This is a genomic window from Xanthomonas sacchari, from assembly GCF_024266585.1.
Classification (GTDB): domain Bacteria; phylum Pseudomonadota; class Gammaproteobacteria; order Xanthomonadales; family Xanthomonadaceae; genus Xanthomonas_A; species Xanthomonas_A sacchari_C.
Map to the genome: position 1 here is coordinate 451,188 of NZ_CP100647.1, position 23,175 is coordinate 474,362.

Sequence of the window (23,175 nt, forward strand, 5' to 3'; positions counted from 1 at the left end):
CATGAAGACAGGTCTGTTCGCCGGGTGGAAAGCCCGGTTCTATGCGGTGTGCATGCTGATGCTGGTCAGCGCGATGTCGATCGGCGTGCCCGGCAAGGCCTTTGCCCAGGCCGAAGTCACCCCGGCGCCGACGCCGGATGTGGTCACCGAACAACTGACGCCGCCACCGGCGCCGGCCGCCGCGCCGGCAGCGGCCGCCGCCGCGCCGGTGGTGGACAAGGGCGACGTCGCCTGGATGCTCACCTCCACGCTGCTGGTGCTGCTGATGGTGGTGCCCGGCCTGGCGCTGTTCTACGGCGGCATGGTCCGCGCCAAGAACGTGCTGTCGGTGCTGATCCAGGTCGGCGTGGTGTTCTCGCTGATCGCGGTGCTGTGGGTGGTCTACGGCTACAGCCTGGCGTTCGCCGACGGCGGTCCGTTCATCGGCACGCTGCACAAGGCGCTGCTGGCCGGAGTCGACACCACCACGTTGGCCGACACCTTCTCCAAGGGCTTCAAGCTGCCGGAGTACGTGTTCGTCGCGTTCCAGCTGACCTTCGCCGGCATCACCGGCGCGCTGATCGTCGGCGCCTTCGCCGAGCGGGTGAAGTTCGCCGCGGTGCTGCTGTTCGTGGTCATCTGGTTCACCTTCGGCTACCTGCCGCTGGCGCACATGGTGTGGTCGGCCCCGGGCTTCCTGTTCGGCAAGGGCGCGCTGGACTTCGCCGGCGGCACCGTGGTCCACATCAACGCCGGTGTCGCCGGCCTGGTCGGTTCCTACTTCGTCGGCAAGCGCCTGGGCTTCGGCCACAACGCGCTGAAGCCGCACAACGTGACCCTGACCTTCGTCGGCGCCTCGCTGCTGTGGGTGGGCTGGTTCGGCTTCAACGCCGGCTCGGCGCTGGAAGCCAACGCCACCGCGGCGCTGGCCTTCCTCAACACCCTGCTGGCCACCGCCGCGGCGGTGCTGGCCTGGTCGCTGACCGAGAAGGTGGTCAAGGGCAAGTCCTCGGCGCTGGGCGTGGCTTCGGGCATGGTCGCCGGCCTGGTCGGCATCACCCCGGCCGCGGGGACCGTCGGACCGTTCGGTGCCATCGCCATCGGCGTGGCGGCCGGCGTGATCTGCGTGTGGGGCGTGACCGGGCTGAAGAAGCTGCTCAATGCCGACGACACCCTGGACGTGTTCGGCGTGCACGGCGTCGGCGGCATCGTCGGTGCGATCCTCACCGGCGTGTTCACCGACAAGGCGCTGGGCGGCATGGGCTATGCCGAGGGCGTGACCATGGGCCACCAGGTGGTAGTGCAGGCCGAAGGCGTGCTGATCACCGTCGGCTGGATCGGCGTGGTCTCGGTGGTCGGCTTCCTGATCGCCAAGCTGGTGTTCGGCCTGCGCGTGTCGGAAGACGCCGAGCGCGAGGGCCTGGACATCACCTCGCATGGCGAATCCGCCTACGAGTCCTGAGGTTCGTCGGCCCGCGACGGCGGTCGCGGGCCTTGTCGCAATGCGTGCGGCCGGTGCTGGTGGCCGGCCCACGCGACCGCGGCTTTCGCCGGCGCTTCCTGGGGGGAAGCGCCGGCCATTCTCCAGCGATCGAGGTATTCCGCGTGGCCATTCGCCTCGCCACACCCCCCTGTTCCCGCAACACCGCGGTCTGCAGCGCGATCCAAGGCCAAGCAGCACTGTCCGCCGGCCCGGAGGCGGTCCCGCGCCGCGCCGGTGGCGGGATTGTGGTCCGCATCACGCGTCGCCGCCCCGTGCCGACCGCCAGGCTTTGCACTACATTGGTGCAATGGCCATGAACAGCACGCCGCCCCCGCTTTCCGCACTCGGTACCCCGGTGGTCTGGGCCGATGCCGACGGCCGCCTGCGCGGCGCCAACCCCGCCTTCGCGCGCTGGCTCGGGGTCAGCGTACGGCGCCTGCTCGACCAGCCGCTGGCCTCGCTGGAAGTGCAGGGCGATGCGCTGGCGCGGTTCCTGCGCAACGACGAGCGCGACGTGCTGCGCCTGCACCGCATGGCCCTGGCCGTGCCCGGCGAGCCGCCGCGCTTCGCCGAGGGCTGGCTGTCGCGGCTGGACGACGGCGGCTGGCTGCTGGAAGCGCACCCGGTCGACGAGTTCCCCACGCTGGACCCGGCGCAGGCCCTGCCGAACGCGCTCAGCGCGGCACTGAAGGGCCTGGCCCACGAACTGCGCAATCCGCTGGCCGGGCTCAAGGGCGCGGCGCAGCTGCTGGCGCGACGCGCCCAGCACCGCGACGAGGACGAACGCGAACTGATCGAGCTGATCGGCGCGGAGATCGAGCGCCTCAACAGCCTGCTCGACCAACTGCTGTCGCCGGCGCCGGCGCGGCCGCACGCCATGCTCAACATCCATGCGGTGCTGGAGCGGGTCCTGCGCCTGGCCGAGAACGAAGGCGGCTGGTCGGTACGCCTGCAGCGCGACTACGACCCCAGCATTCCCGAATTCCTCGGCGATGCCGACCGCCTCACCCAGGCGGTATGGAACCTGGTGCGCAACGCGATCCAGGCCGGCGCCGCGCAGGTCACCCTGCGTACCCGGGTCGAGCACGGCCAGCGCATCCGCGACCGCGTGCATGCGCGCGGGCTGCGCCTGGAGATCGTCGACGACGGCCGCGGCGTGCCCGAGGAGCTGGCCGAACACCTGTTCCTGCCGCTGGTCAGCGGCCGCGCCGAAGGCAGTGGCCTGGGCCTGGCGCTGGCCCAGCAGGTGGCGCGCGAGCATGCCGGCTCGCTGACCTACCGCTCCCGCCCCGGCCACACCGTGTTCACCCTGCTGCTGCCGCAGAGCGCAGCGGATTCCGATTAGGAGCACTGCGATGACCGACTCCCTGCAAGGAACGCAACGTATCTGGGTGGTCGACGACGACCGTTCGGTGCGCTTCGTGCTGTCCACCGCCCTGCGCGATGCCGGCTACAGCGTCGACGGCTTCGACAGCGCCGCCGCCGCGCTGCAGGCGCTGGCGCAGCGGCCCATGCCCGACCTGCTGTTCACCGACGTGCGCATGCCCGGCGACGATGGCCTGGTGCTGCTGGACAAGCTCAAGGCCGCGCATCCGCAACTGCCGGTGATCGTGATGTCCGCCTACACCGACGTGGCCAGCACCGCCGGCGCGTTCCGCGGCGGCGCCCACGAGTTCCTGTCCAAGCCCTTCGACCTGGACGACGCGGTGGCGCTGGCCGCGCGCGCGCTGCCCGATGCCGGCAGTGCCGCGGCGCCGGCGGCGGCGCCGGCCGGGCAGGGCAGCACCGAACTGATCGGCGACACCCCGGCGATGCGCGCGCTGTTCCGCGCCATCGGCCGGCTGGCGCAGGCGCCGCTGTCGGTGCTGATCAACGGCGAGACCGGCACCGGCAAGGAGCTGGTCGCGCACGCGCTGCACACCGAGTCGCCGCGCGCGCGCAAGCCGTTCGTGGCGCTCAACACCGCCGCGATCCCGGCCGAACTGCTGGAGAGCGAACTGTTCGGCCACGAGGCCGGCGCCTTCACCGGCGCGCAGCGCCGCCACATCGGCCGCTTCGAGCAGGCCGACGGCGGCACCCTGTTCCTCGACGAGATCGGCGACATGCCGCTGCCGCTGCAGACCCGGCTGCTGCGCGTGCTGGCCGAGAACGAATTCTTCCGCGTCGGCGGCCGCGAACTGATCCGGGTCGACGTGCGGGTCATCGCCGCCACCCACCAGGATCTGGAGGCGCTGGTCGAACAGGGCCGCTTCCGCGCCGACCTGCTGCACCGCCTGGACGTGGTGCGGCTGCAGTTGCCGCCGCTGCGCGAGCGCCGCGCCGACGTGCCGCAGCTGGCCGAGAACTTCCTGGCGATGGCCGCGCGCAAGCTCGACACCCCGCCCAAGCGGCTGGCGCCGGCGGCGCTGGACGCGCTGCGCGCCTATCCGTGGCCGGGCAATGTGCGCGAGCTGGAGAACGTGTGCTGGCGCCTGGCCGCGCTGGCGCCGGCGGAGATCATCGACGCCGGCGACGTCGAAGCGGCGCTGCTGCGCGGCAGCCGCCGCGAACGCAGCGGCGACGGCGGCGAGTGGGACACGCAGCTGTCGGCTTGGGCGCAGCAGCGCCTGGCCGACGGCGCCGAGGGCCTGCATGCCGAGGCCCGCGAGCGTTTCGACAAGGCGCTGCTGGAAGTGGCCCTGCGCTTCACCCAGGGCCGCCGCGCCGAAGCCGCCGCGCGCCTGGGCGTGGGCCGCAACACCGTCACCCGCAAGCTGGGGCCGGGGCGGCGGCGCCGCTGAGGGGCGGGATTGGGGAGTCGGGATTGGGGATTCGCAACGGCGAGGTCCCTTGCGGGCGGGCGTCGCCCGCTGCATGAAACCCTTGCTGCGGTGTGCCTGACAGGGCATTGCGCCGAGCTACATGGCGTTACGCTTTCGCGAATCCCGGTTCTCAACAGCCGCAGGCTGGTCATCCCCAATCCCCAATCCCCAATCCCCAATCCCACCCGACTAGACTGCACGCCGTGCGCCTTCATGAGGTCTGCACGGCTGCCCCTCTAATTTCGTCCTGACACAGGAGTCGATGTCGATGCGTTACGGATTGCCCCTCGCCGCGAGCGCCCTGCTGATGCTGGCCGCGTGCAGCAGCGCGCCGCCCAAGGCCCCGCCGCCGCCGCCCAAGGCGCCGCCGCTGTCCAGCGCCGGCACTGTGCAGCAGGCACAGGCCGTGCTGGCGCCGGCGTCCGGCAGCCTGGTCAGCGGCAAGCTTTCCCTGGTCGCCGCCCCCGGCGGCGTGCGTATCACCGGTACGCTCGGCGGCCTGCAACCCAACCGCAGCTTCGCCTTCCACGTGCACGAGCGCGGCGACTGCAGCGCGGCCGATGCCAGCAGCGCCGGCGGCCACTTCAATCCGCTCGGCGCGCCGCATGGCCGCGCCGGCAACGGCCCGCACCACGCCGGCGACATGGACAACCTCACCGCCAATGCCGACGGCACCGCCCAGGTCGACGTGCTGTTGCGCGGCGTGGTGCTCGGCGGCGGCGCCGCCAACGACATCGTCGGCCGCGCACTGGTCGCGCATGCCGATCCGGACGACTACCGCAGCCAGCCGGCCGGCAACGCCGGCGCGCGCGTGGCCTGCGGCGTGATCCGCCCGCTGCGCTGACATCGCATCGCTACTTCCGCCCGGGTCCGCCTGGGAGGTCCGTCCGCATCCTGCGGCTCTGTAATGAAGGAGAACCCCGTGCGTCGTACCCTTCCCAGTCTGCTGTTCCTGGCCACCACCCTGGCGCTGAGCGCCTGCAAGCGCGACGAACCGGCGGCCACGCCGGCGCCGACCCCCGAACCCGTCGCCGCACCCGCGGCCAGCGCGCCGCCGGCCGCCCCCAACGCCACCGGCAGTGCCAGCGCCTCGCTCAGCCCGACTCAGGGCAACGCGGTGGCCGGCGAGGTCAAGTTCACCACCGTCGACGGCGCCGTGCACGTCACCGGCACCATCACCGGGCTCAAGCCCAACAGCGAGCACGGCTTCCACATCCATGAGTTCGGCGATTGCAGCGCGCCCGACGGCAGCAGCGCCGGCGGCCACTTCAACCCGGCCAAGACCGAGCACGGCCAGGTCGGCAGCGATCCGCACCACGGCGGCGACATGCCGAACCTCAAGGCCGACGCCGAGGGCAAGGCGACCATCGATGCGGCGGTGTCCAACAACGTCAACATCGGCAAGGGCGACGGCTTCGACATCCTCAACCACGCGGTGATCGTCCACGCCGACCCGGACGACTACAAGAGCCAGCCCACCGGCAACGCCGGCGGCCGCCTGGCCTGCGGCGTGATCAAGGGCGACGCGGCGGCTGCGCCGGCGCAGTAAGCGGGCGCGAATGCCGTCACGTCACGCTGCCGGCGTCCGCGTTGCGGGCGTCGGCACTGCGGGCCTTGGACGGCAACGTGCCCAAACGCTGCTGAGATCCGGGAACCGGCTTGAGGCGGGACAAATCGCGGTCCAATGACGCGTCGGCCGGCTCGCCCGTTGCGATCAGGGACGACCGGATTCCTCTAGCTGTTGGCGGACCTGCATCAGGGCGAAGCCCAGCAGGTTTTCACCCTGCCACATCGTAGGATCGACTGCGCGCGGGTCGTCCGCCGCCAAGCCGATGCCCCAGATCCGGTCGACCGGACTCGCCTCGACCAGCACACGATCCCCGGTCCCCAGCAGGAACGCTCTCAGCGCTGCATGCTGACCGAACTTGCCCACGTTGCCCTCGATGACCAACTGCATGCGGGCACTGCGCCAGGTGAATTCATCGAAACCGTGGACCTCCCGCCCGATCGCCTTGGCCTCCCCGGGGTGCGCTGCGGCCAGAATGCGGGCGCAGGCTGCGTGATCGCCGAATAGCCGCGCCTTGCCGGCCATCATGTAGTGCTCGGCCGTCGGGTAAGACACCGAATCGAGCACAAAAGGCGCTTCGAACCATTGGCTGAAGCAGCTACGGTCGATAAGGCCGGGCTGCTTCGGCGTGTGCCCCCAGAAGTGGACGAACTTGAGGTGTTCGCCCGCGTGCCGGCTTGCGCACAGCGCTTCCACCGTCAACACGTTTTGCATGGATGCTCTCGCTCAGAATCAAGCGTCTGCGCACCGCTGCGACGCCACGGTGCTCAGACAGTGCCGCGGATGATGAAACACGCCGGTGTCCCACTGCATGTCGCCATGGCAGGCCTGAAGCAGAACCGGCATCGCACTCTGTACGAATCGCGCACCGGCTCGAAGCGCATGCCGGCGCGCTCGCTCCGGCCGGGCGATGCAAGCGCCGGTAGCCGTGCCGACGCCGCTCAGGCCGCCAGCAACGCCTGCTTCGCGTCCTGCCCGCTCTCGCAGTGCACGTACAGCACCGGCAGGCCGTGGGCTTCCAGCACCGCGGCCAGTTGCCGCTGCCGTGCCAGATACTGCTCGTAGACCCGCTGCAGGCGCTCGCAGTCCTGGCGGTCGTAGGCGTAGTGCGCGCACCAGCTGGCCGGATCGAACAGGGCCATGCGCACCTCGCCGCCGCGGTAGCGCAGCAGCGGCTCGGGCGGGGCCTGCAGCCATTCTTCCTGGTCCGGCGCCAGCAGCGCGGTCTCGATCAGCGGCCACAGCGGCGCCAGGCCCTGGTTGTCGTACTGCATCGACATCATCGCCGCCAGGTCGTTGCCGGTGAGGTAGCGGGCATGCTCGATCTGCGCGCCGAAACCCTGCTGCGCCAGCAGCGCGGTGTCGGCCTGGGCCATGCCCTGGGCCAGCAGCACCTCCTCCAGCGCCGCGGCCACCGCCTGCACGGTGTGGTCGGGGCCGCTGAGCAGGAACGGCACGATCCGCAGCGCGCCGCCACGCAGGCCGGCGTCGGCCTGGAACGGCAATGGCACGCTGCCGTCGGCATCGGTGCCGAAGGCCAGCAGGCGTGGGCCGTCGGCGCGGCCCGGCGCCCGGGCCCCGAGTTCCTCCAGGCGCCGGTGCAGCGGCCAGCCCGGGCGCAGCGCCTCGGCCGGGTCGAAATGCGCGCCGGCCAGGCTCAGCTCCAGCTCGCGCACCGCCGGTACCAGTTGCGCCAGGTCGCGGCCGACCTTCTCGGCCAGTTCGGCGGCCTGCGCGTGCGGCAGCGCCGGATGCGCCGGTTCGCGCCCGGAGGACAGTTCCAGGGCGATCACCCCGCGGGCGTGGCTGTTGGCGAAGGCTTGGGTCATGGGATTGGCGGTTGGCCCGTCGCGGGCGCATAGCTACACTCGCTTCATTATGCCTGCGCTAACGTGCAGGCCATGTCCCCGACTCCCCTCGCGCGAGGTAATCCCATGCCAGCAGCCCGTCCCGTCGCCATCCTCGGCGGCGTCCGCATTCCGTTTTGCCGGCAGAACACGGCGTACGCGGATGTCGGGAACCTCGGCATGTCGGTGCGCACGCTGGGCGCGCTGGTCGAGCGTTACGGCCTGCACGGGCAGCAGCTTGGCGAAGTGGCGATGGGTGCGGTGATCAAGCATTCCAGCGACTGGAACCTGGGCCGCGAGGCCGCGCTGTCCTCCGGGCTGTCGCCGCTGACCCCGGGCATCACCCTGCAGCGCGCCTGCGGCACCAGCCTGGACAGCGTCATCACCGTGGCCAACAAGATCGCGCTGGGGCAGATCGAGTCGGGCATCGGCGGCGGCTCGGACACCACCTCCGAAGTGCCGATCGTCTACGGCAAGAAGCTGCGCGCGCGGCTGCTGGCGGCCAACCGCGCCAAGAGCGCCGGCGACAAGCTGCGCGCGCTGACCCGCGGCTTCAAGTTCGCCGAGCTCAAGCCCGAGTTCCCGGGCGTGGCCGAGCCGCGCACCGGCAAGAGCATGGGCGACCACTGCGAGGACATGGCCAAGCAGTGGAACATCTCGCGCGATTCGCAGGACGCCTGGGCGGTGTCCTCGCACCACAAGCTGGCCGCCGCCTACGAGCGCGGCTTCTTCGCCGACCTGATCGCGCCGTTCCGCGGCGTGGAGCGCGACAACATCCTGCGTCCGGACACCTCGCTGGAGAAGCTGGCCACGCTGAAGCCGGCCTTCGACAAGGTCAGCGGCCGCGGCACCCTGACCGCGGCCAACTCGACCCCGCTGACCGATGGCGCCGCCGCAGTGCTGCTGGCCTCGGAAGAATGGGCGCAGGCGCACGGCCATGCGCCGATGGCCTACCTGCGCGATGCGCAGGTGTCGGCGGTGGATTTCGTGCACGGCGAAGGCCTGCTGATGGCGCCGACCGTGGCCGTGCCGGAGATGCTCAAGCGCCATGGCCTGCGCCTTCAGGACTTCGACATCTACGAGATCCACGAGGCCTTCGCCGCGCAGGTGCTGTGCACCCTGCGCGCCTGGGAGAGCGAGGACTACTGCCGCACCCGGCTGGGCCTGGACGCGCCGCTGGGGCAGATCGACCCGGCCAAGATCAACCCGCTGGGCTCGTCGCTGGCCACCGGCCATCCGTTCGCCGCGACCGGCGCGCGTATCGTCGCCACTGTCGCCAAGCAGCTGGTCGAACGCGGCGGCGGCCGCGCGCTGATCTCGATCTGCACCGCCGGCGGCATGGGCGTGGTGGCGATCGTCGAACGCTGAGCCTGGCCGCGCGCGTGCACGCACGCGTGCGACCGCCCCCCGCTGGGCGCCCCGGCGCGACCACCGGTCCTTGCACGGTTGCGCCGCCGGCGCTGATCGCGCCGCTTCCGTCGCGCTACCATGCCCCGGAGTCGCCCGCGCCACGCGGGCGCCACGGTGCGCAGGGGGCGCAGGCCATGACCGAGCAGGGCAGTTTCAATCCGTACCAGGCGCCAAGCGTCGCCACGCCGTCCAGCCAGCCGCCGCCGTTGCCGGGCGAGACGCTGTGGCGCGATGGCAACGAGCTGTTGTGCCTGCGCGATACGCCGTTCCCGCCGCACTGCGTGAAGTGCGGGGTGGCGCTACGCAACGACGAGCTGAAGAAGCGCACCTTCTACTGGCACGCGCCGGGCTGGTACGTGCTGATCCTGGTGAGCATCCTGGTCTATGCGATCGCGGCGCTGGTCGCACGCAAGCGCAGCAGCCACGTGCTCGGGATGTGCGCAGAGCATCGGCGCCGACGCATCCGGTTCATCCTGCTGGGGGTGGGCGCCTTCGTTGCCGCTCCGCTGCTGGGATTCGCCATTGGCGGCGATCTCGGGTTCGGGGTGGGAACGGCGGTGTTCCTGGTCATGCTGATCTGGGGCATGTTCGGTGCGCGCATCCTGGTGCCGCGGCGGATGGACGAGCGCTATGCGCGCTACAAGGGCCTGGCGCCGGAGTTCCTGGCGCGCCTGCCGATGCTGCCGCCCTATTTGCGGCGCTGAGCCGGTGGACGCGGCTTGCTGTCCGGGCGTTGATCGGTGCACGAGGCGCAGTTGCGTCCAGCGATCTCCGTGACGCGCTTTTGCAACGGAACCGCGGTGCCGCAGAGCGGTCTCGCGGGGACCGCGTAGGAGCGGCTTCAGCCGCGACGGGCTTACCGGGAACGCCCGTCGCGGCTGAAACCGCTCCTACGAGACAGCGTCATGCGTGGCGAAAGCAGGGTATTCGAGGTGCACTGAAGCCGCTCTTCTTCCCCTGTGTGTCCCGCGCTCAGTCCTGCAGACGCGGAAACCCATGCTCGTCGCGGCGTTCCGTACTGCCCGGCTCCGGCGCGATCGCGGTCACCGGCGCGACCGGTTCCGGCAGCGGCTGGGTGGGCTCGCCGCGCTGCACGCGCAGCGCATTGGCGTAGCAGCGTTGCGCCGCGAGCATGTCGCCGGCGTCGGCGTAGCCGTCGCCGAATACCTCCCAGGCCTCGGCGCCGGCGCCGAGCGCCAGCGCGCGGTGCAGGAATTCCTCGGCCTGCGGCCATTGCTGCTGGTGGCGGGCCAGGCGCGCCAGGGTCAGCAGCAGCGCCGGGCTGTCCGGATGCGCCTGCAGCCAGCGCTGCGCACTGGCGCGGCGCGAGTCGTACTTCTCGACCGGCAGGCGTCCGTACAGCGCGGCCAGGCCTTCGTCCCAGCGCGTGTCCAGGGCCTGTTCCAGGCTGCGCAGCGCCGCATCGTCCCAGCGCAGCGCCGCCGCGCGCACCGCATAGGCGGCGACCACCGTCGGCTCGCTGCGCAGCGATTTGGGCAGGCTCTCCCAACGCTCGGCCAGGGCATTGGCATCGGCGGCCTGGTCCAGCGAAGCCGCGGCCAGGCGCGTTTCCAGCGTGGTGATCGCCTCCAGCGGCAAGGCCTGCTGCTGGCGGATCGCGCCGAGCTGGCCGTAGGCCTCGCCGGCGCGGCCGATGCGGGTCAGCGCCTCGGTGCGCAGCAACAGTCCGCGCGGCGGCAGCGGCTGCGCCGCGGCCACGTCCAGCGCATTGATCGCATCGACCGGGCGCTGCTGCTCCAGGTGCAGTTCGGCCTGCAGCAGCGCATGCGCGGCGGCATCGCGTTCGGCCAGGCGCCGCAGGTGGCGCTCGGTCGCCTCGCGGTCGCCGCGCGCATCGGCCGCGCGCACCGCGGCGATCAGGGCGATGGCGCTGACCTCCGGATCCTCCGCGGCGGCATTGAGTTGCTTCTCGGCCCGCGTCCACTGGCCGGCATGGGCGGCGGCCAGGCCATCGAGCAGGCGCGCGCGCGACTGCTTGCGGCGGCGCCGGCCCCAGGCGCGGAACGGAAAGCTCAGCACGTTCCACAGCAGCCACAGCGCCAGGAACGCGATCACCAGCAGCAGCGAGGCCTGCGGCAGCGAGGCGATGTAGTCGGTGCCGCCGATGCGCACGATCACCTCGCCCAGCTGGCGCACCGGGTCCTGTCCCAGCCATTGCGCACCGATCACGCCCAGCGCGATGACGATCAACAGCACGATCAGGGAACGAAGCGATTTCATGACGGGCTCCTTGCGTCGCGCATCGCGCGCAACTGCTGCAGGGTGGTGCCGAGTTCGGGAATGGTCGGGCGCAGATCGGCGTTGGCCAGGGTGCGCAGCGCGGCGCGGCGTTCGCGCAGCTGCGGCGACTCCGGCCACAGCCGCGCCAGCCAGCGCCCGGCATCGCCCAGCGCGCTGCGATAGCCGCGCGTGTCGCCGCGTTCCAGCGCCGCGCGCGCCAGGGTCAGGTCGAGCTGCAGCGCATCGTGGGCGGCGACGCGCTCCGAGCCGGCGGCCAGCACGCCGCCTTGCGAAGGACGGATCTTGACCAGCGGCGCCAGCAGGCGCTGCCACAGCGGCTGTTGCGCGCTCTCCGGCAGTTGCGTGGGCAACGTGGACAGGCTGGCGGCGAAGGCATCCAGTTGCGCCGCCAGGCGTGCCTGCGGCCCGTCGCCCAGCGCATCCAGGGCGGTGCGCTCCTGCAGCAGCGCCTGCCGCAGGTTGAGGAATTGCGGATCGTCGATACCGTCCAGCACGCCGCTGGCCAGGGCGTAGGCGCGCCGCGCTCCGGCCGCGTCGCCGGCCAGCAGCAGCCGCTGCTGGCCCTGGTTGAGCAGCAGTTCGACCTCGTCCAGGCGCAGCGCCTGCGCGCCGTGGCGGTTGGAATCGGCGAGCTTGGCGACATTGGCCTCCAGCAGCGCGCTGCGCTGGCTCAGGCCGAGCATCTCGTCGCGCAGCACGCGGTTGGTGCTGGCCGCGTCCTGCAGCCGCTGCGCGGTGGCGCGCTGGTCGCGGCGCAGGCTGTCCTGGGCCTGCTGCAAGGCCTGCAGTTGCTGCTGCAGGTCCGACTGCTGGGCCAGTTCGCGCGCGCTGTGCGCCTGCCACCAGTCCCAGCCACGCCAGCCGGCGAACGCCAACGCCGCCAGCGTGGCGAGCACCAGCAGCAACCAGATCCAGCGCGTGGAACGGCGAGGCGTGATCGGGATTTCGTCGGTCATCGGCAGCGTCCTGGGGGTTCGTCGCCCGTCGCGAGCAAGGCGGCGGGCGGCGCGGCACCGCCGGAGCATGGCGTGAGCGGCACCGTGGCTGCAACCCGGGCACCGGCCCGCGTTCAGCGAGGTGGCGAGCGCGTCACGATCGCCGCCGCGGCAGCGACCAGGTGCTGCGGCATCGGCCCGGCCGCCTGCGCGACGTCGACGAAGCCAAGGTCCGCGGCCAGGGCCGCCAGGCGCGCACTGGCCGCGACCACCGGTCGCGCGCGCCAGGCCTGCGCCAGATCCTCGGGCAACTGCGCCAGCACGTGCTGCAGCGCCTCGCCGCTGCTCAGCGCCAACACCCCGGGTGCGGCCGCACGCAGGCGGGCGAGGCCGGCCGGGCGCAGCCGCACCGGTTCGCGTACGTACACATCGGCCCGCAGCAGCGGCGTACCGCGCGCCTGCAGGTGCGCGGCGATCAGCCCGCGCCCGCCGGGGGCGGTGATCAGTCCTACCGGCAGGGCGGGTGCCGCCAGTTCCGGCAGCGCCAGCAGGCCGTCGCTGTCCATCCGCGACGGTGTCGCCACGTCGGCCACGCCGTGCTGGCGCAACGCCCGCGCCGTGCCCGCGCCCACCGCCAGCCAGCACTGGCCAGGGCGTGCCGCCAGCGGCTGCAGCGCCGCCGCCGCGCGTACCGCGGCCGGGCTGCTGACGATGACCCGCGGCGCGTCCAGCGCCGCGGCCAGGGCCGCGCGGGTGGCGGGATCGGCGCGCGGGCGCAGCCGCCATGGCGACACCGCCAGCACCCGTCCACCGCAGCGCGCCGCGGCCCGCCGCAGCGGCGCGTGCTCGCCCTGCGGGCGCAGCGAGATCAGGGTCCAGGCCGGGGCGGCGGTTGCATGCGCGCTCATGCCAGGCATTATGCGAGCCCCCACCGGCAGCACAATCGCACCATGGCAGCGGATCTTTCCTTCGAGGCGTTTCTGCAGCAGTTGCAACGGCAGTTTCAGGCCATGCCGCCGGTGGCGGCGCTGCAGGTCGCATTGGACCGCTATGCCGACCAGCGCCTGCACGTGGTCGCGCCGCTGGCGGCCAACATCAACGACAAGGGCAACGCCTTCGGCGGCAGCCTGGGCTCGGTGATGACCCTGGCCGGCTGGGGGCTGATCAACTGCGAGCTGCACCGCGCCGGCCTGCAGGCCGACGTCTACGTCGCCGACAGCCAGGTGCGCTACCTGGCGCCGCTGTACGCCGACCTGCACGCCCAGGCCAATGCCGACGCGGCGGGCGACTGGGAGGTGTTCGTGAACACCTTCCGCCAGCGCGGCCGCGCCCGCATCGGCATCCAGGCCCAGGTCGGTGCGCCCGGCGCGGCGGCGGCGGCCACCCTCAGCGGTCGCTTCGTGGCCATCGCCAAAGGGTAGGATGCGCGGATCGCGCGCCCCGCGCGCCGCCACCCGGACCCTGCCATGTCTTCGATGTTCCGCGCGCTCGCGCTGCTGTTGCTGCTGGGCTGCACCGGCGCGGCCGTGGCCGGCAGCCGCGCGCAACAGCGCAAGCTCGACGACCTGCAGACCGCCTATGCCGCCGCGGTCCGCTGGAGCGAGTTCGAAACCGCCTGGCAGGCGGTGGATCCGGCCTATCGCCTGGCGCACCCGCTGACCGACCTGCAACTGGAGCGCTACCGGCAGATCCAGGTGTCTTCCTACAAGGTCGGCGCTGCCGCGGTCGGCGACGGCCAGGCGCTGCGCGAGATCGAGCTGGGCGTGATCAACCGCAATACCCAGGCCGAGCGCATCGTCCGCTACCGCGAGCGCTGGCGCTGGGACCCCGAGGCCAAGACCTGGTGGCTGCAGGACGGCCTGCCGGACCTGTGGAACGGCCAGTAGCGCGGTCGCCGAGCTGTGCGACAATCGGCGCCCGCTTCCCGCCCCCGAGTCCCGTGAACTTCGAAGAACTGCTGGCCTTCGCTGGCCGCAACCCGATGCTGGCCCTGGCCCTGGTGGGCCTGACCATCGCCCTGATCGTCACCGAAGTGGCGCGCCTGTTCCGTGGCTACAAGAGCCTGCGGCCGGCCGAGCTGACCCGCCTGATCAACGCCGGCAACGCGGTGCTGGTCGACCTGTCGGCCGCGGCCGACTTCGAGAAGGGTCACATCGCCGGCAGCCGCAACGCCACCGCCAGCCAGTTCGGTCCCGAGCACAAGCTGGTGGCCAACGCCAAGGCGCAGCCGGTGGTGCTGGTGTGCCGCACCGGCACCACCGCCGACGGCGCCGCCAAGCAGCTGAAGAAGGCCGGCTTCGAGCAGGTCTACGTGCTGGAGGGCGGCATCGCCGCCTGGCAGCAGGCCGAGCTGCCGCTGGTCAAGGGCCGCTGAGACACCGCGTCCGGCGCGGCCTCGAGGGGCGCGGCCGGCGTGTGATAATCCCGTTTCTTTCTGTCACCGAATCCACCGGAGTCAAGCAATGTCCGACCTCACCAACAACGGCGCCGCGGCGCCGGCCGACGCCGCGGCCGGCCCCGCTTTCACCATCGAGAAGATCTACGTCAAGGACGTGTCCTTCGAGTCCCCCAACGCGCCGTCGGTGTTCAACGACAACGCGCAGCCGGAACTGCAGCTCAACCTCAACCAGCGCGTGCAGCAGCTCAACGAGCAGGCCTTCGAAGTGGTGCTGGCCGTGACCCTGACCTGCACCGCCGGCGGCAAGACCGCCTACGTGGCCGAAGTGCAGCAGGCCGGCGTGTTCGGCCTGGTCGGCCTGGACCCGCAGGCGGTGGACGTGCTGCTCGGCACCCAGTGCCCGAGCATCCTGTTCCCGTACGTGCGCTCGCTGGTCAGCGACCTGATCCAGGCCGGCGGCTTCCCGCCGTTCTTCCTGCAGCCGATCAACTTCGAGGCCCTGTACGCCGAGACCCTGCGCCAGCGCGCGCAGCAGGGCGAGGGCCAGTCGCTGGCCGATTCGGAGCCGGCCGGCAACGCCTGAGCGCGTCCGCCGTTGCGCATGCGCGATAACGCCAAGAAGAAGATCGCCGTCCTCGGTGCCGGCTCCTGGGGCACGGCGCTGGCGTCGCTGACCGCACGGCACGGGTATCCGACCGTGCTGTGGGGCCGCGATGCCGCGGTCGCCGAGGCCATCGGGCAGCGCCACGAGAACCCGCGCTACCTGCCGGGGATCGCGCTGCCGGAGGGCTTGCAGGCGACCACCGAGCTGGCGGCGGCCATCGACGGCGCCGACTGGATCCTGGTGGTGGTGCCGTCGCATGCGTTCACCGAGACCCTGCGCCAGTTGGCGCCGCTGCGCCCGGCGCAGGCCGGCGTGGCCTGGGCGACCAAGGGCTTCGAGCCCGGGTCCGGGCGTTTCCTGCACGAAGTGGCGCAGGAAATCCTGGGCGAGGACGTGCCGCTGGCCGTGGTCACCGGCCCGTCCTTCGCCAAGGAAGTGGCCCTGGACCTGCCGACCGCGGTGACCGTGCACGGCGATGCCGCGTTCGCGCAGCAGGTCGCCGACGCGATGCACGGCCCGACCTTCCGCGCCTACACCGGCGACGACATGGTCGGCGCCGAGCTGGGCGGGGCGATGAAGAACGTGTTGGCGGTGGCCACCGGCGTGGCCGACGGCATGGAGCTGGGCCTCAACGCCCGCGCCGGCCTGATCACCCGCGGCCTCAACGAGATGCTGCGGCTGGCCGCGGCGATCGGCGCCAAGCCGGAAACCCTGATGGGCCTGGCCGGGCTGGGCGACCTGGTGCTCACCTGCACCGGCGACCTGTCGCGCAACCGCCGGCTGGGCCTGGCGCTGGGCCGTGGGCAGCCGCTGCAGGAGGCGGTGCGCGCGATCGGCCAGGTGGTCGAGTCGGTGCAGACCGCCGACGAGGTGATGCGCCAGGCCGAGCGCCACGGCATCGACCTGCCGATCTCCAACGCGGTGCGCGCGGTCCTGCACGGCGAACTGACCCCGGCGGTCGGCCTGCAGCAATTGCTGGCGCGCGAACAGAAGCCCGAGTACCCGACTACCCTGTTCAGTTGATCCGGCCACCTGCCGCATACTAAAACGCCCGGCTTGCCCGGGCGTTTTTGTGTTCGCACGCCGACGCGCCATCGACGCCCGGTACGCACGGACAAAAAAAAGCCCGGTCGTGAGACCGGGCTTTCCGAGCCGCGTGCGGCGGGAGAGAGAGCCGACGCGCGCGGCGCTAGGCAACGCTTACCAGCTGAAGCGCGGGCCGACGAACCATTCCTTGTCGCCGTGGCGGTCCATCTTCAGGTCGGCGCTGAGGCCCCAGTTCTGGTTCAGCTTGGCCTGGGCGCCCAGGCGGCCGTAGAACTGGCCTTCCGGATTGATGCCGTCCTTCTTCGCGTAGTCTTCGTAGCCGCCCAGCGCATAGACTTCCAGGTACGGGTTGAACGCGGTACGGATACCGGCTTCGGCGCTCCAGCCGTTGAACTTGGTGCCGTATTCCGGGTCGAAGCGGTTGTAGGCAACGCGGGTCACCAGGTCGGTGCTGGTCGCGATCTCGTGGTTGTAGCCGGCGCCGATGCGCCACTGGTCAACGCGCACGTCGCCGAAATCGGTCTTCTGGCGGTTGAAGTCGCCGAACACGCTGAAGTTCGGGTGGAACGCGTAGGAACCCTTGACGGCCCAGCCGTCGGCGTCGCCGCCGCTGGCGTCGGTCTTGACGTAGCCGCCCTCGACGTAGTTGTAGGAAAGGCCTTCGGCAGCCGAAGCGGCGAACGGCAGGGTGGCCAGGAGGCCGAGAGCAAGCAGAGAGGTCTTCATAATCGGGTACCTTCGTTATTGGTTTGTCGGCGCTGAGGCGTGGGGCCGTTCGCTGCCGATATGTAAATTATCCGTTAGCGACCCGAACTCGCCCTGAATCCCAAACTGACTAGTACATAAATTAAACGCCCTGTTCAGAAATGACGCTGCGTCGTAGGGATGCAGTTCACAGCGCCCCCGAAAGCGCTGCTGACCAGAGGCGATGATGCGTAGCCGCCGCGTGTTTCGTGGTCCGCCGCGCGCCGGATCGGCCCGGCCATCCGTGCGCGCACCGCCGTGCGGCGACGCCCCGGCGCAATGACCATGCAGAACCCGGCGGCGTATCGGGGCCGTGCTTCGCCCGGGGACAGCGCGATTTCCAAGTCCGCCCCGTCATCGCCGTCTACAGCGCGGCGAGCTTCTCTATCGCCTCGCGCACGCGCTGCCTGCCCATCGGCACCACCGAGCGGTGGATCGTCGCGCCTTCGATGAAGGCATCGATGGCAGCGGACGCCGTGGCGGAGAAATGCGTTTCCAGGGCCGCCCGGCTCCTGGCCATCCACTGCCGCATGATCGCGGTCATCTCCGGATGCCGGCGGGCGAAGGCATACAGTTCGTAGCTCAGCAGCAACACGCGCGGGGACGCGGTTCCCTCGGCGAAGATGATGTTCACCACCGCGTCCAGGGCCTGCGCGTGACTCTGCGCGGCGCGGATCTCGGCGGCGAAGTCGCTGGACACGTCCTGGGAAAACCGGGTGAACGCGGCCACCAGCAGGTCGTGCATCGAGCCGAAGTAGTAGGTGGTGGCGCTGAGCGGAACGCCGGCTTCCTCGGCGACCTTGCGGAAGGTGGTGCCCGCGACGCCGTGGTCCAGGATCACCCGCAGCGCGGCCAGCTCGATCGCCTCCTTCCGGTGCGGATCCTGGCGCCAGGTCCTGCCGCTCATGCCTGTCCAACGCTGTTTCGACGAAGGCCGATGATCGCAGGTCGCGGTTGACGCCTCAATTGGTACGGATGTACAAATTCGCCGACGAGGTCGATGAAAGCCATCGCCCCGATGGCGCCTCGCCACCAGCGACGTGAGGAGCAGCGCGATGGCCAATGCCGGGGAGCGGGACGTGGATATCGGCCGCCGGGCGACGCTGGGCGGGCTCGCCGCCGGTGGCGTCGCGCTGGCCACCGGGACGCGCGCCGCGGCGCCTTCCGGCTGGGAGGCGGGCACGTGGCTCAATGCGCCCAGGATCCATCGGCGCCTGCCCGGCGGCGTGCTCGAGGTCGTCACCGACAAGGGCGGCGATTTCTGGCGCGAGACCCACTACGGATTCACCCGCGACAGCGGGCATTTCCTGGGTATCGCCGCGCCGGCGCGCTTCACCTGCCAGCTGCGCGTCCGTGCCAGGTTCGAGCAGCTCTACGATCAGGCCGGCCTGATGGTCCGGGTCGACGAGCGCCGCTGGGTGAAGGCCGGCATCGAATTGAGCGACGGCCGGCCGATGCTCAGCAGCGTGATGACCGACGGTCGCTCGGACTGGGCCACCGGCCCGTACGACGCGGATGCCGCGGACTTCTGGATGCGCGCCACCGTGGACCAAGGGGTGTTGCGCCTGCAGGTCTCGCGCGACGGGACGTACTGGCCGCTGGTGCGGCTGTGTCCGTTCCCGGTCGCGTCCACCTATCTGGTCGGCCCGATGACCTGCACGCCGGAGCGCGAGGGATTGTCCGTGCGCTTCTCCGACTGGCGCCTGGGGCCGGCGCTGGGCAAGGACCTGCACGACCTGTCCTGATCCGCGCAGGCGCCAGTGCGTGCCGGCGGGCGCCGCCGGCGCTCAGTCGGCGCCGGGAAAGCCCAGTTGCCGCCACGCCTCGAACACCACCACCGCGACCGCGTTGGACAGGTTGAGGCTGCGGTTGTGCGGTTGCATCGGCAGGCGCAGGCGCTGCGCGTCGGGCACCTGCTCCAGCACGGCGTCGGGCAGGCCGCGGGTTTCCGGGCCGAACAGGAAGGCGTCGCCGTCGGCGAAGGCGGGCGTGTCGTAGCGGGTGCTGCTGCGGGTGCTGAGGGCGAACAGGCGGCGCGGGGCGATGGCCTGCAGGGCCGCGTCCAGCGACGCGTGGACCTGCAGTCGGGCGTATTCGTGGTAGTCCAGGCCGGCGCGCTTGAGCTGGCGGTCGCCGAGGTCGAAGCCCAGCGGCTCGATCAGGTGCAGTTGCGCGCCGGTATTGGCGCAGAGGCGGATGACGTTGCCCGTGTTGGGCGGAATTTCGGGCTGGTACAGCAGAACGTGCAGCGTTGGGGTCGCGATCATCGGCGCAGTGTACGCGCCGGCGCGGAGGCCTTGCTGCTGGTTCAGCGCACCAGGCCGACCGCCAGGTTCTGGCTCAGCTTCTGCAGGCTCGGCTGCAACTGCAGCATCGCGGTGTCCAGCGTCTCGCCGACCACGTCGCCGATCGCCAGCATGCTGCCCATGTCCGTCTCCGGACGCACCTGCACGGTGGCCAGGGTCACCACGTGCTGGCCGGCGGCCTGTTCCATGTCGCGTTCGGCCAACTGCTCGGCCGACGGGCGCACCTGCACCGCGGCCAGGGTGGTGATGTGGCTGGACAGTTCGGCCGCGCGCTGGGCGATCTGCTCGGCGGAGGGGCGCACCTGCACCGCCTCCAGGGTGGCGATGCCGCTGGCCTGTTCGGCGGCGCGCTGGGCGATCTGGTCGGCCGACGGACGCACCTGCACGGTCGCGAGGGTGGCGATCGGCGCGGCGGCGAAGGACGGCGCGGCGAACAGGGCGGCGATGGCAGCGGTCAGGAGCAGGGTGGTGGTTTTCATGGCGGACCTCGTTGGTGTCGTTGATCAGTGGTGTGGTAGTAAAGTAGTACACCTAATCAGGGGCTGCAAGAACTTTTTCGCGCCCCGCAGTTTATTAAGCTTTCATTCACTTTGATGCCGCTGGCTTTTTCGTTCGAGGGTGTTCAAGCACACTGCGTGCCAAATCCAAGTATTTGTATTTCAAGAGGAATTTATTTTCTTGAGTGTCCGCGGGCGGACACCCGGGCGCTTGCGTACGCCGGCCGCGGACACTGCGGCGGCCGCCGATCCGCTGGTGGCGCGGTGGCGACGCCATGGAAGAAGGACGTCATCGACAACGCGGGAATACGCGTAGCGCGATACGCCCGGTACGATCGGCGTTCACCGGCTGTTTCGCCGGCCCCCAAGGAAGAAGGATCTGCATGACCGTCTCGACCCGCCCGCGTGGCGCCCTGCTGGCCGTTGCGCTGTCCGCCGCGCTCGGCGCACTGAGCTACGCGCCGCCCTCGACGGCGGCCCGGCCCGCCGCCGCCACGTTGGTGGATATCGCCTATGAGCAGTTCACCCTGCCCAACGGACTGCGGGTGGTGGTGCACACCGATCGCAAGGCGCCGATCGTGGCGGTCAACCTCTGGTACCACGTGGGCGCCAAGGACGAGCCGGCCGGGCGTACCGGTTTCGCGCATCTGTTCGAGCACCTGATGTTCCAGGGCAGCGAGAACCACCACGGCGAGTTCTTCGAGCCGTTCAAGCAGGTCGGCGTCACCGACCAGAACGGCACCACCAACAGCGACCGCACCAATTACTTCGAGAACGTGCCGACCACCGCGCTGGACATGGCGCTGTGGATGGAATCGGACCGCATGGGCCACCTGCTCGGCGCCATCGACCAGGCCGCGCTGGACGAACAGCGCGGGGTGGTGCAGAACGAGAAGCGCCAGGGCGAGAACCAGCCGTATGGCCAGGCCTGGAGCCGGCTGAGCCGCGCGCTGTACCCGGCCGGCCACCCGTACCACCACACCGTCATCGGCTCGATGAACGATCTCAACGCGGCCTCGCTGGCCGACGTCAAGCAGTGGTTCCGCACCTGGTACGGGCCCAACAACGCAGTGCTGGTGCTGGCCGGTGACATCGACGTGGCCACGGCCAAGGAGAAGGTGACGCGCTACTTCGGCGACATCCCGGCCGGCCCGAGCATGGCCCAGCCCAAGGTCGACGTGGCCCAGCGCAGCCAGTCCACCCGCGAGACCATGACCGACAAGGTGCCGCAGACGCGGATCTACCGCGTCTGGAACGTGGCGCAGATCGGCACCGAGGACGTCGACCGGCTGCAGTTGCTGGCGCAGGTGCTGGGCGGCGCCAAGTCCTCGCGGCTGGATCGGCGCCTGGTCCACGAGGACAAGCTGGTCGACCGGATCAGCGCCTCGGTGTGGCCGTCGCAGCTCGGCTCCGGCTTCGGCATCATCGCCATGGTCAAGCAGGGCGTGGACCCGGCCAGGGTCGAGGCCGCGATCGACGAGGAAGTGCGCCGGTTGCTGGACAAGGGGCCGGACAAGGCCGAACTGGCGCGTGCCAAGACCGCCTTCCGCGCCGGCTTCATCCGCGGCGTCGAGCGCATCGGCGGCTTCGGCGGCAAGGCCGACGTGCTGGCCGAATGCGCGGTGTACACCGGCGACCCCGGCTGCTTCCGCACCTCGTTGGCGACCATCGCCAACACCCGCCCGCGCGAGCTGACCGCGGTCGGCCGCAAGTGGCTGGGCAAGGGCGACTACACCTTGCTGGTGCAGCCGGGCGAGCGCGTGGCCCTGGCCGAGGAGCCGACGGTGCAACCGGCGCCGCTGAACCCGCCGCCGGTCGACCCCAAGTACCGCACCCTGCCCAGCGTGGTCGACCGCAGCGCCGGCCCGCCCAGGACCACCCAGTTCCCGCAACTGAAGTTTCCGGCGCTGCAGCGCGCCACGCTGAAGAACGGCAGCACGCTGATCCTGGCCGAGCGCCACGACGTGCCGGTGGTGCAGTTCAGCTACGAGTTCCAGGGCGGCTACAGCGCCGACCAGGGGCGCAAGCCGGGCACGGCCAGCTTCGCCATGGGTATGCTCGACGAGGGCGCCGGCGACCGCGACGCGCTGGCGTTCGCCGATGCCGCCGATGCTCTGGGCGCCACGCTGTCCGCCGGCGCCTCGCTGGACGGCAGCAATGCCTATCTGTCGGCCCTGAAGGAGAACCTGGCGCCGTCGCTGGCGCTGTATGCGGACATGCTGCAGCGGCCGCGCTTCGCGCCGAACGAGATCGAGCGGATCCGCGCCAGCTGGATCGCCGGCATCCGCCAGGAGAAGGCGCAGCCCAACGGCGTCGCCATGCGGGTGCTGCCGCCGCTGCTGTACGGCGCCGGCCACCCGTACGCGATCCCGTTCAGCGGCACAGGTACCGAGGCGGCGATCGCGGCCCTGCAGCGCGAGGACCTGGTGGACTTCCACCGCGACTGGGTGCGTCCGGAGAACGCCGCCCTGATCGTGGTCGGCGACACCACCCTGGGCGAGATCGTGCCGCTGCTGGACGCGCAATTCGGCGACTGGAAGGGTGAGGGTCCCACGCCGTCGGTGCCGGCGCCGGCCGGCGTGGCGCGGCCGGCCAAGCCGCGCGTGTACCTGATCGACCAGCCCGGTGCGGTACAGGCCAACCTGTTCGCCTCGGAACTGGTGCCGCCGACCACCGATCCGGCCTCGGTCCGTTTCGACATGGCCAACGGCGTGATCGGTGGCGACTTCACCTCGCGCCTGAACATGAACCTGCGCGAGAACAAGCATTGGTCCTACGGCGCGCGCAGCGGCGCGGCCAGCGCGCTCGGCCAGCGGCCGTGGACCGCCTCGGCGCCGGTGCAGATCGACAAGACCGCTCCGGCGCTGCAGGAGATGTCCAAGGAGATCAGCGCCTTCGCCAACGGCAAGGCGCCAGCGACGGCCGAAGAGGTGGCGCGGATCCGCAACATCCAGACCCTGAGCCTGCCCGGTGCCTACGAGACCGCCAGCGCGGTGATGGGCGCGATCGGCGGCATCGTCCGCTATGGCCGCCCCGACGACTATGTGTTCAAGCGCAAGGCCGAGATCGAGGCGATGACCCCGGCGCAGGTGCGCGAGGCGGCGTCGATGCTCGACCCGAACGGCCTGACCTGGGTGGTGGTGGGCGACCTGAAGCAGATCGAGGCGCCGGTGCGCGCGCTGAAGCTGGGCGAGGTCACGGTGATCGACGCTGACGGGGTGCCGCCGGGCGGCGCGGCAGCGACCGCGGCGCCGCGCTGATCGGGCCGCGCGCGGCGGCGATGGCCGGCGCGCGC

General features: G+C 71.1%; 23 protein-coding genes. 14 read left to right on the top strand and 9 right to left on the bottom strand.

Annotated features, from left to right (window positions below; translation table 11 throughout):
- The first annotated feature begins 1 nt into the window (after position 1).
- From amt to NKJ47_RS01815, 5 genes are all read left to right on the top strand, one after another.
- Entirely contained in the window at positions 2-1,441 is a 1,440-nt protein-coding gene (gene amt, locus NKJ47_RS01795) for an ammonium transporter (protein WP_254459864.1), read from the top strand.
- Positions 1,442-1,775: 334 nt separating this feature from the next.
- Complete coding sequence (locus NKJ47_RS01800; protein ID WP_429002474.1) at positions 1,776-2,807, top strand: two-component system sensor histidine kinase NtrB; 1,032 nt, start codon at positions 1,776-1,778, stop codon at positions 2,805-2,807.
- Between the two features lie 10 nt (positions 2,808-2,817).
- Positions 2,818-4,242, top strand: coding sequence for a nitrogen regulation protein NR(I) (ntrC, locus tag NKJ47_RS01805; RefSeq protein WP_254459866.1), 1,425 nt, complete (start codon positions 2,818-2,820; stop codon positions 4,240-4,242).
- 289 nt (positions 4,243-4,531) lie between these two features.
- Entirely contained in the window at positions 4,532-5,107 is a 576-nt protein-coding gene (locus tag NKJ47_RS01810; protein ID WP_254459867.1) for a superoxide dismutase family protein, read from the top strand.
- Positions 5,108-5,185: 78 nt separating this feature from the next.
- Entirely contained in the window at positions 5,186-5,812 is a 627-nt protein-coding gene (locus tag NKJ47_RS01815; protein WP_429002475.1) for a superoxide dismutase family protein, read from the top strand.
- A 165-nt stretch (positions 5,813-5,977) separates the two neighbouring features.
- Here the strand turns inward: NKJ47_RS01815 and NKJ47_RS01820 are convergent, their stop codons facing one another.
- Positions 5,978-6,544 carry an NADAR family protein gene (locus NKJ47_RS01820; RefSeq protein ID WP_254459869.1) on the bottom strand — a complete coding sequence of 189 codons (567 nt, stop codon included), beginning with the start codon at positions 6,542-6,544 and terminating at the stop codon, positions 5,978-5,980.
- A 227-nt stretch (positions 6,545-6,771) separates the two neighbouring features.
- Positions 6,772-7,659, bottom strand: coding sequence for a hypothetical protein (locus NKJ47_RS01825; RefSeq protein ID WP_254459870.1), 888 nt, complete (start codon positions 7,657-7,659; stop codon positions 6,772-6,774).
- 105 nt (positions 7,660-7,764) lie between these two features.
- Between NKJ47_RS01825 and NKJ47_RS01830 the strand changes: the two genes are divergently transcribed.
- Positions 7,765-9,045 (top strand): acetyl-CoA C-acetyltransferase, encoded by a 1,281-nt coding sequence (locus tag NKJ47_RS01830; RefSeq protein ID WP_254459871.1) that lies wholly within the window; start codon positions 7,765-7,767, stop codon positions 9,043-9,045.
- Positions 9,046-9,221: 176 nt separating this feature from the next.
- On the top strand, positions 9,222-9,791 hold the full coding sequence (locus tag NKJ47_RS01835) for a hypothetical protein (RefSeq protein WP_254459872.1): 570 nt from the start codon (positions 9,222-9,224) through the stop codon (positions 9,789-9,791).
- 268 nt (positions 9,792-10,059) lie between these two features.
- On the opposite strand, the gene NKJ47_RS01840 is transcribed toward NKJ47_RS01835, so the two are convergent.
- The 3 genes from NKJ47_RS01840 to NKJ47_RS01850 form a co-directional block, all read right to left on the bottom strand.
- Entirely contained in the window at positions 10,060-11,328 is a 1,269-nt protein-coding gene (locus NKJ47_RS01840) for a heme biosynthesis HemY N-terminal domain-containing protein (RefSeq protein WP_254459873.1), read from the bottom strand.
- Positions 11,325-12,305, bottom strand: coding sequence for a uroporphyrinogen-III C-methyltransferase (locus tag NKJ47_RS01845; RefSeq protein ID WP_254459874.1), 981 nt, complete (start codon positions 12,303-12,305; stop codon positions 11,325-11,327). Before NKJ47_RS01845 ends, NKJ47_RS01840 begins: the two co-directional genes overlap by 4 nt.
- Before the next feature lie 113 nt (positions 12,306-12,418).
- Entirely contained in the window at positions 12,419-13,192 is a 774-nt protein-coding gene (locus NKJ47_RS01850; RefSeq protein ID WP_429002476.1) for a uroporphyrinogen-III synthase, read from the bottom strand.
- Between the two features lie 42 nt (positions 13,193-13,234).
- Here NKJ47_RS01850 and NKJ47_RS01855 point away from each other — a divergent pair, with 42 nt between their 5' ends.
- The 5 genes from NKJ47_RS01855 (at position 13,235) to NKJ47_RS01875 (ending at position 16,309) form a co-directional block, all read left to right on the top strand.
- Entirely contained in the window at positions 13,235-13,705 is a 471-nt protein-coding gene (locus NKJ47_RS01855; RefSeq protein WP_254459876.1) for a YiiD C-terminal domain-containing protein, read from the top strand.
- 45 nt (positions 13,706-13,750) lie between these two features.
- Entirely contained in the window at positions 13,751-14,170 is a 420-nt protein-coding gene (locus NKJ47_RS01860; protein ID WP_254459877.1) for a hypothetical protein, read from the top strand.
- A gap of 53 nt (positions 14,171-14,223) precedes the next feature.
- Positions 14,224-14,658 (top strand): rhodanese-like domain-containing protein, encoded by a 435-nt coding sequence (locus NKJ47_RS01865; RefSeq protein ID WP_254459878.1) that lies wholly within the window; start codon positions 14,224-14,226, stop codon positions 14,656-14,658.
- Between the two features lie 88 nt (positions 14,659-14,746).
- On the top strand, positions 14,747-15,265 hold the full coding sequence (gene secB / locus NKJ47_RS01870) for a protein-export chaperone SecB (protein WP_017907745.1): 519 nt from the start codon (positions 14,747-14,749) through the stop codon (positions 15,263-15,265).
- Between the two features lie 18 nt (positions 15,266-15,283).
- Positions 15,284-16,309: an NAD(P)H-dependent glycerol-3-phosphate dehydrogenase gene (locus tag NKJ47_RS01875; protein WP_254459879.1), complete on the top strand. Its 1,026-nt coding sequence runs from the start codon at positions 15,284-15,286 to the stop codon at positions 16,307-16,309.
- Positions 16,310-16,486: 177 nt separating this feature from the next.
- Here NKJ47_RS01875 and NKJ47_RS01880 read toward each other — a convergent pair whose 3' ends face one another.
- Entirely contained in the window at positions 16,487-17,059 is a 573-nt protein-coding gene (locus tag NKJ47_RS01880; RefSeq protein ID WP_010340063.1) for an Ax21 family protein, read from the bottom strand.
- 382 nt (positions 17,060-17,441) lie between these two features.
- A complete protein-coding gene (locus NKJ47_RS01885; RefSeq protein ID WP_254459880.1) occupies positions 17,442-17,984 on the bottom strand; it encodes a TetR/AcrR family transcriptional regulator in 543 nt (180 codons plus the stop codon).
- A gap of 148 nt (positions 17,985-18,132) precedes the next feature.
- Here NKJ47_RS01885 and NKJ47_RS01890 point away from each other — a divergent pair, with 148 nt between their 5' ends.
- A complete protein-coding gene (locus NKJ47_RS01890; RefSeq protein ID WP_254459881.1) occupies positions 18,133-18,822 on the top strand; it encodes a DUF1349 domain-containing protein in 690 nt (229 codons plus the stop codon).
- A gap of 42 nt (positions 18,823-18,864) precedes the next feature.
- Here the strand turns inward: NKJ47_RS01890 and NKJ47_RS01895 are convergent, their stop codons facing one another.
- Positions 18,865-19,344, bottom strand: a complete 480-nt coding sequence (locus NKJ47_RS01895; RefSeq protein ID WP_254459882.1) for a tRNA (cytidine(34)-2'-O)-methyltransferase — start codon at positions 19,342-19,344, stop codon at positions 18,865-18,867.
- A 41-nt stretch (positions 19,345-19,385) separates the two neighbouring features.
- Positions 19,386-19,862, bottom strand: a complete 477-nt coding sequence (locus NKJ47_RS01900) for a hypothetical protein (RefSeq protein WP_254459883.1) — start codon at positions 19,860-19,862, stop codon at positions 19,386-19,388.
- 401 nt (positions 19,863-20,263) lie between these two features.
- On the opposite strand from NKJ47_RS01900, the gene NKJ47_RS01905 reads away from it, so the two are divergent.
- Positions 20,264-23,140 carry a M16 family metallopeptidase gene (locus NKJ47_RS01905; RefSeq protein WP_254459884.1) on the top strand — a complete coding sequence of 959 codons (2,877 nt, stop codon included), beginning with the start codon at positions 20,264-20,266 and terminating at the stop codon, positions 23,138-23,140.
- Positions 23,141-23,175: the final 35 nt, after the last annotated feature.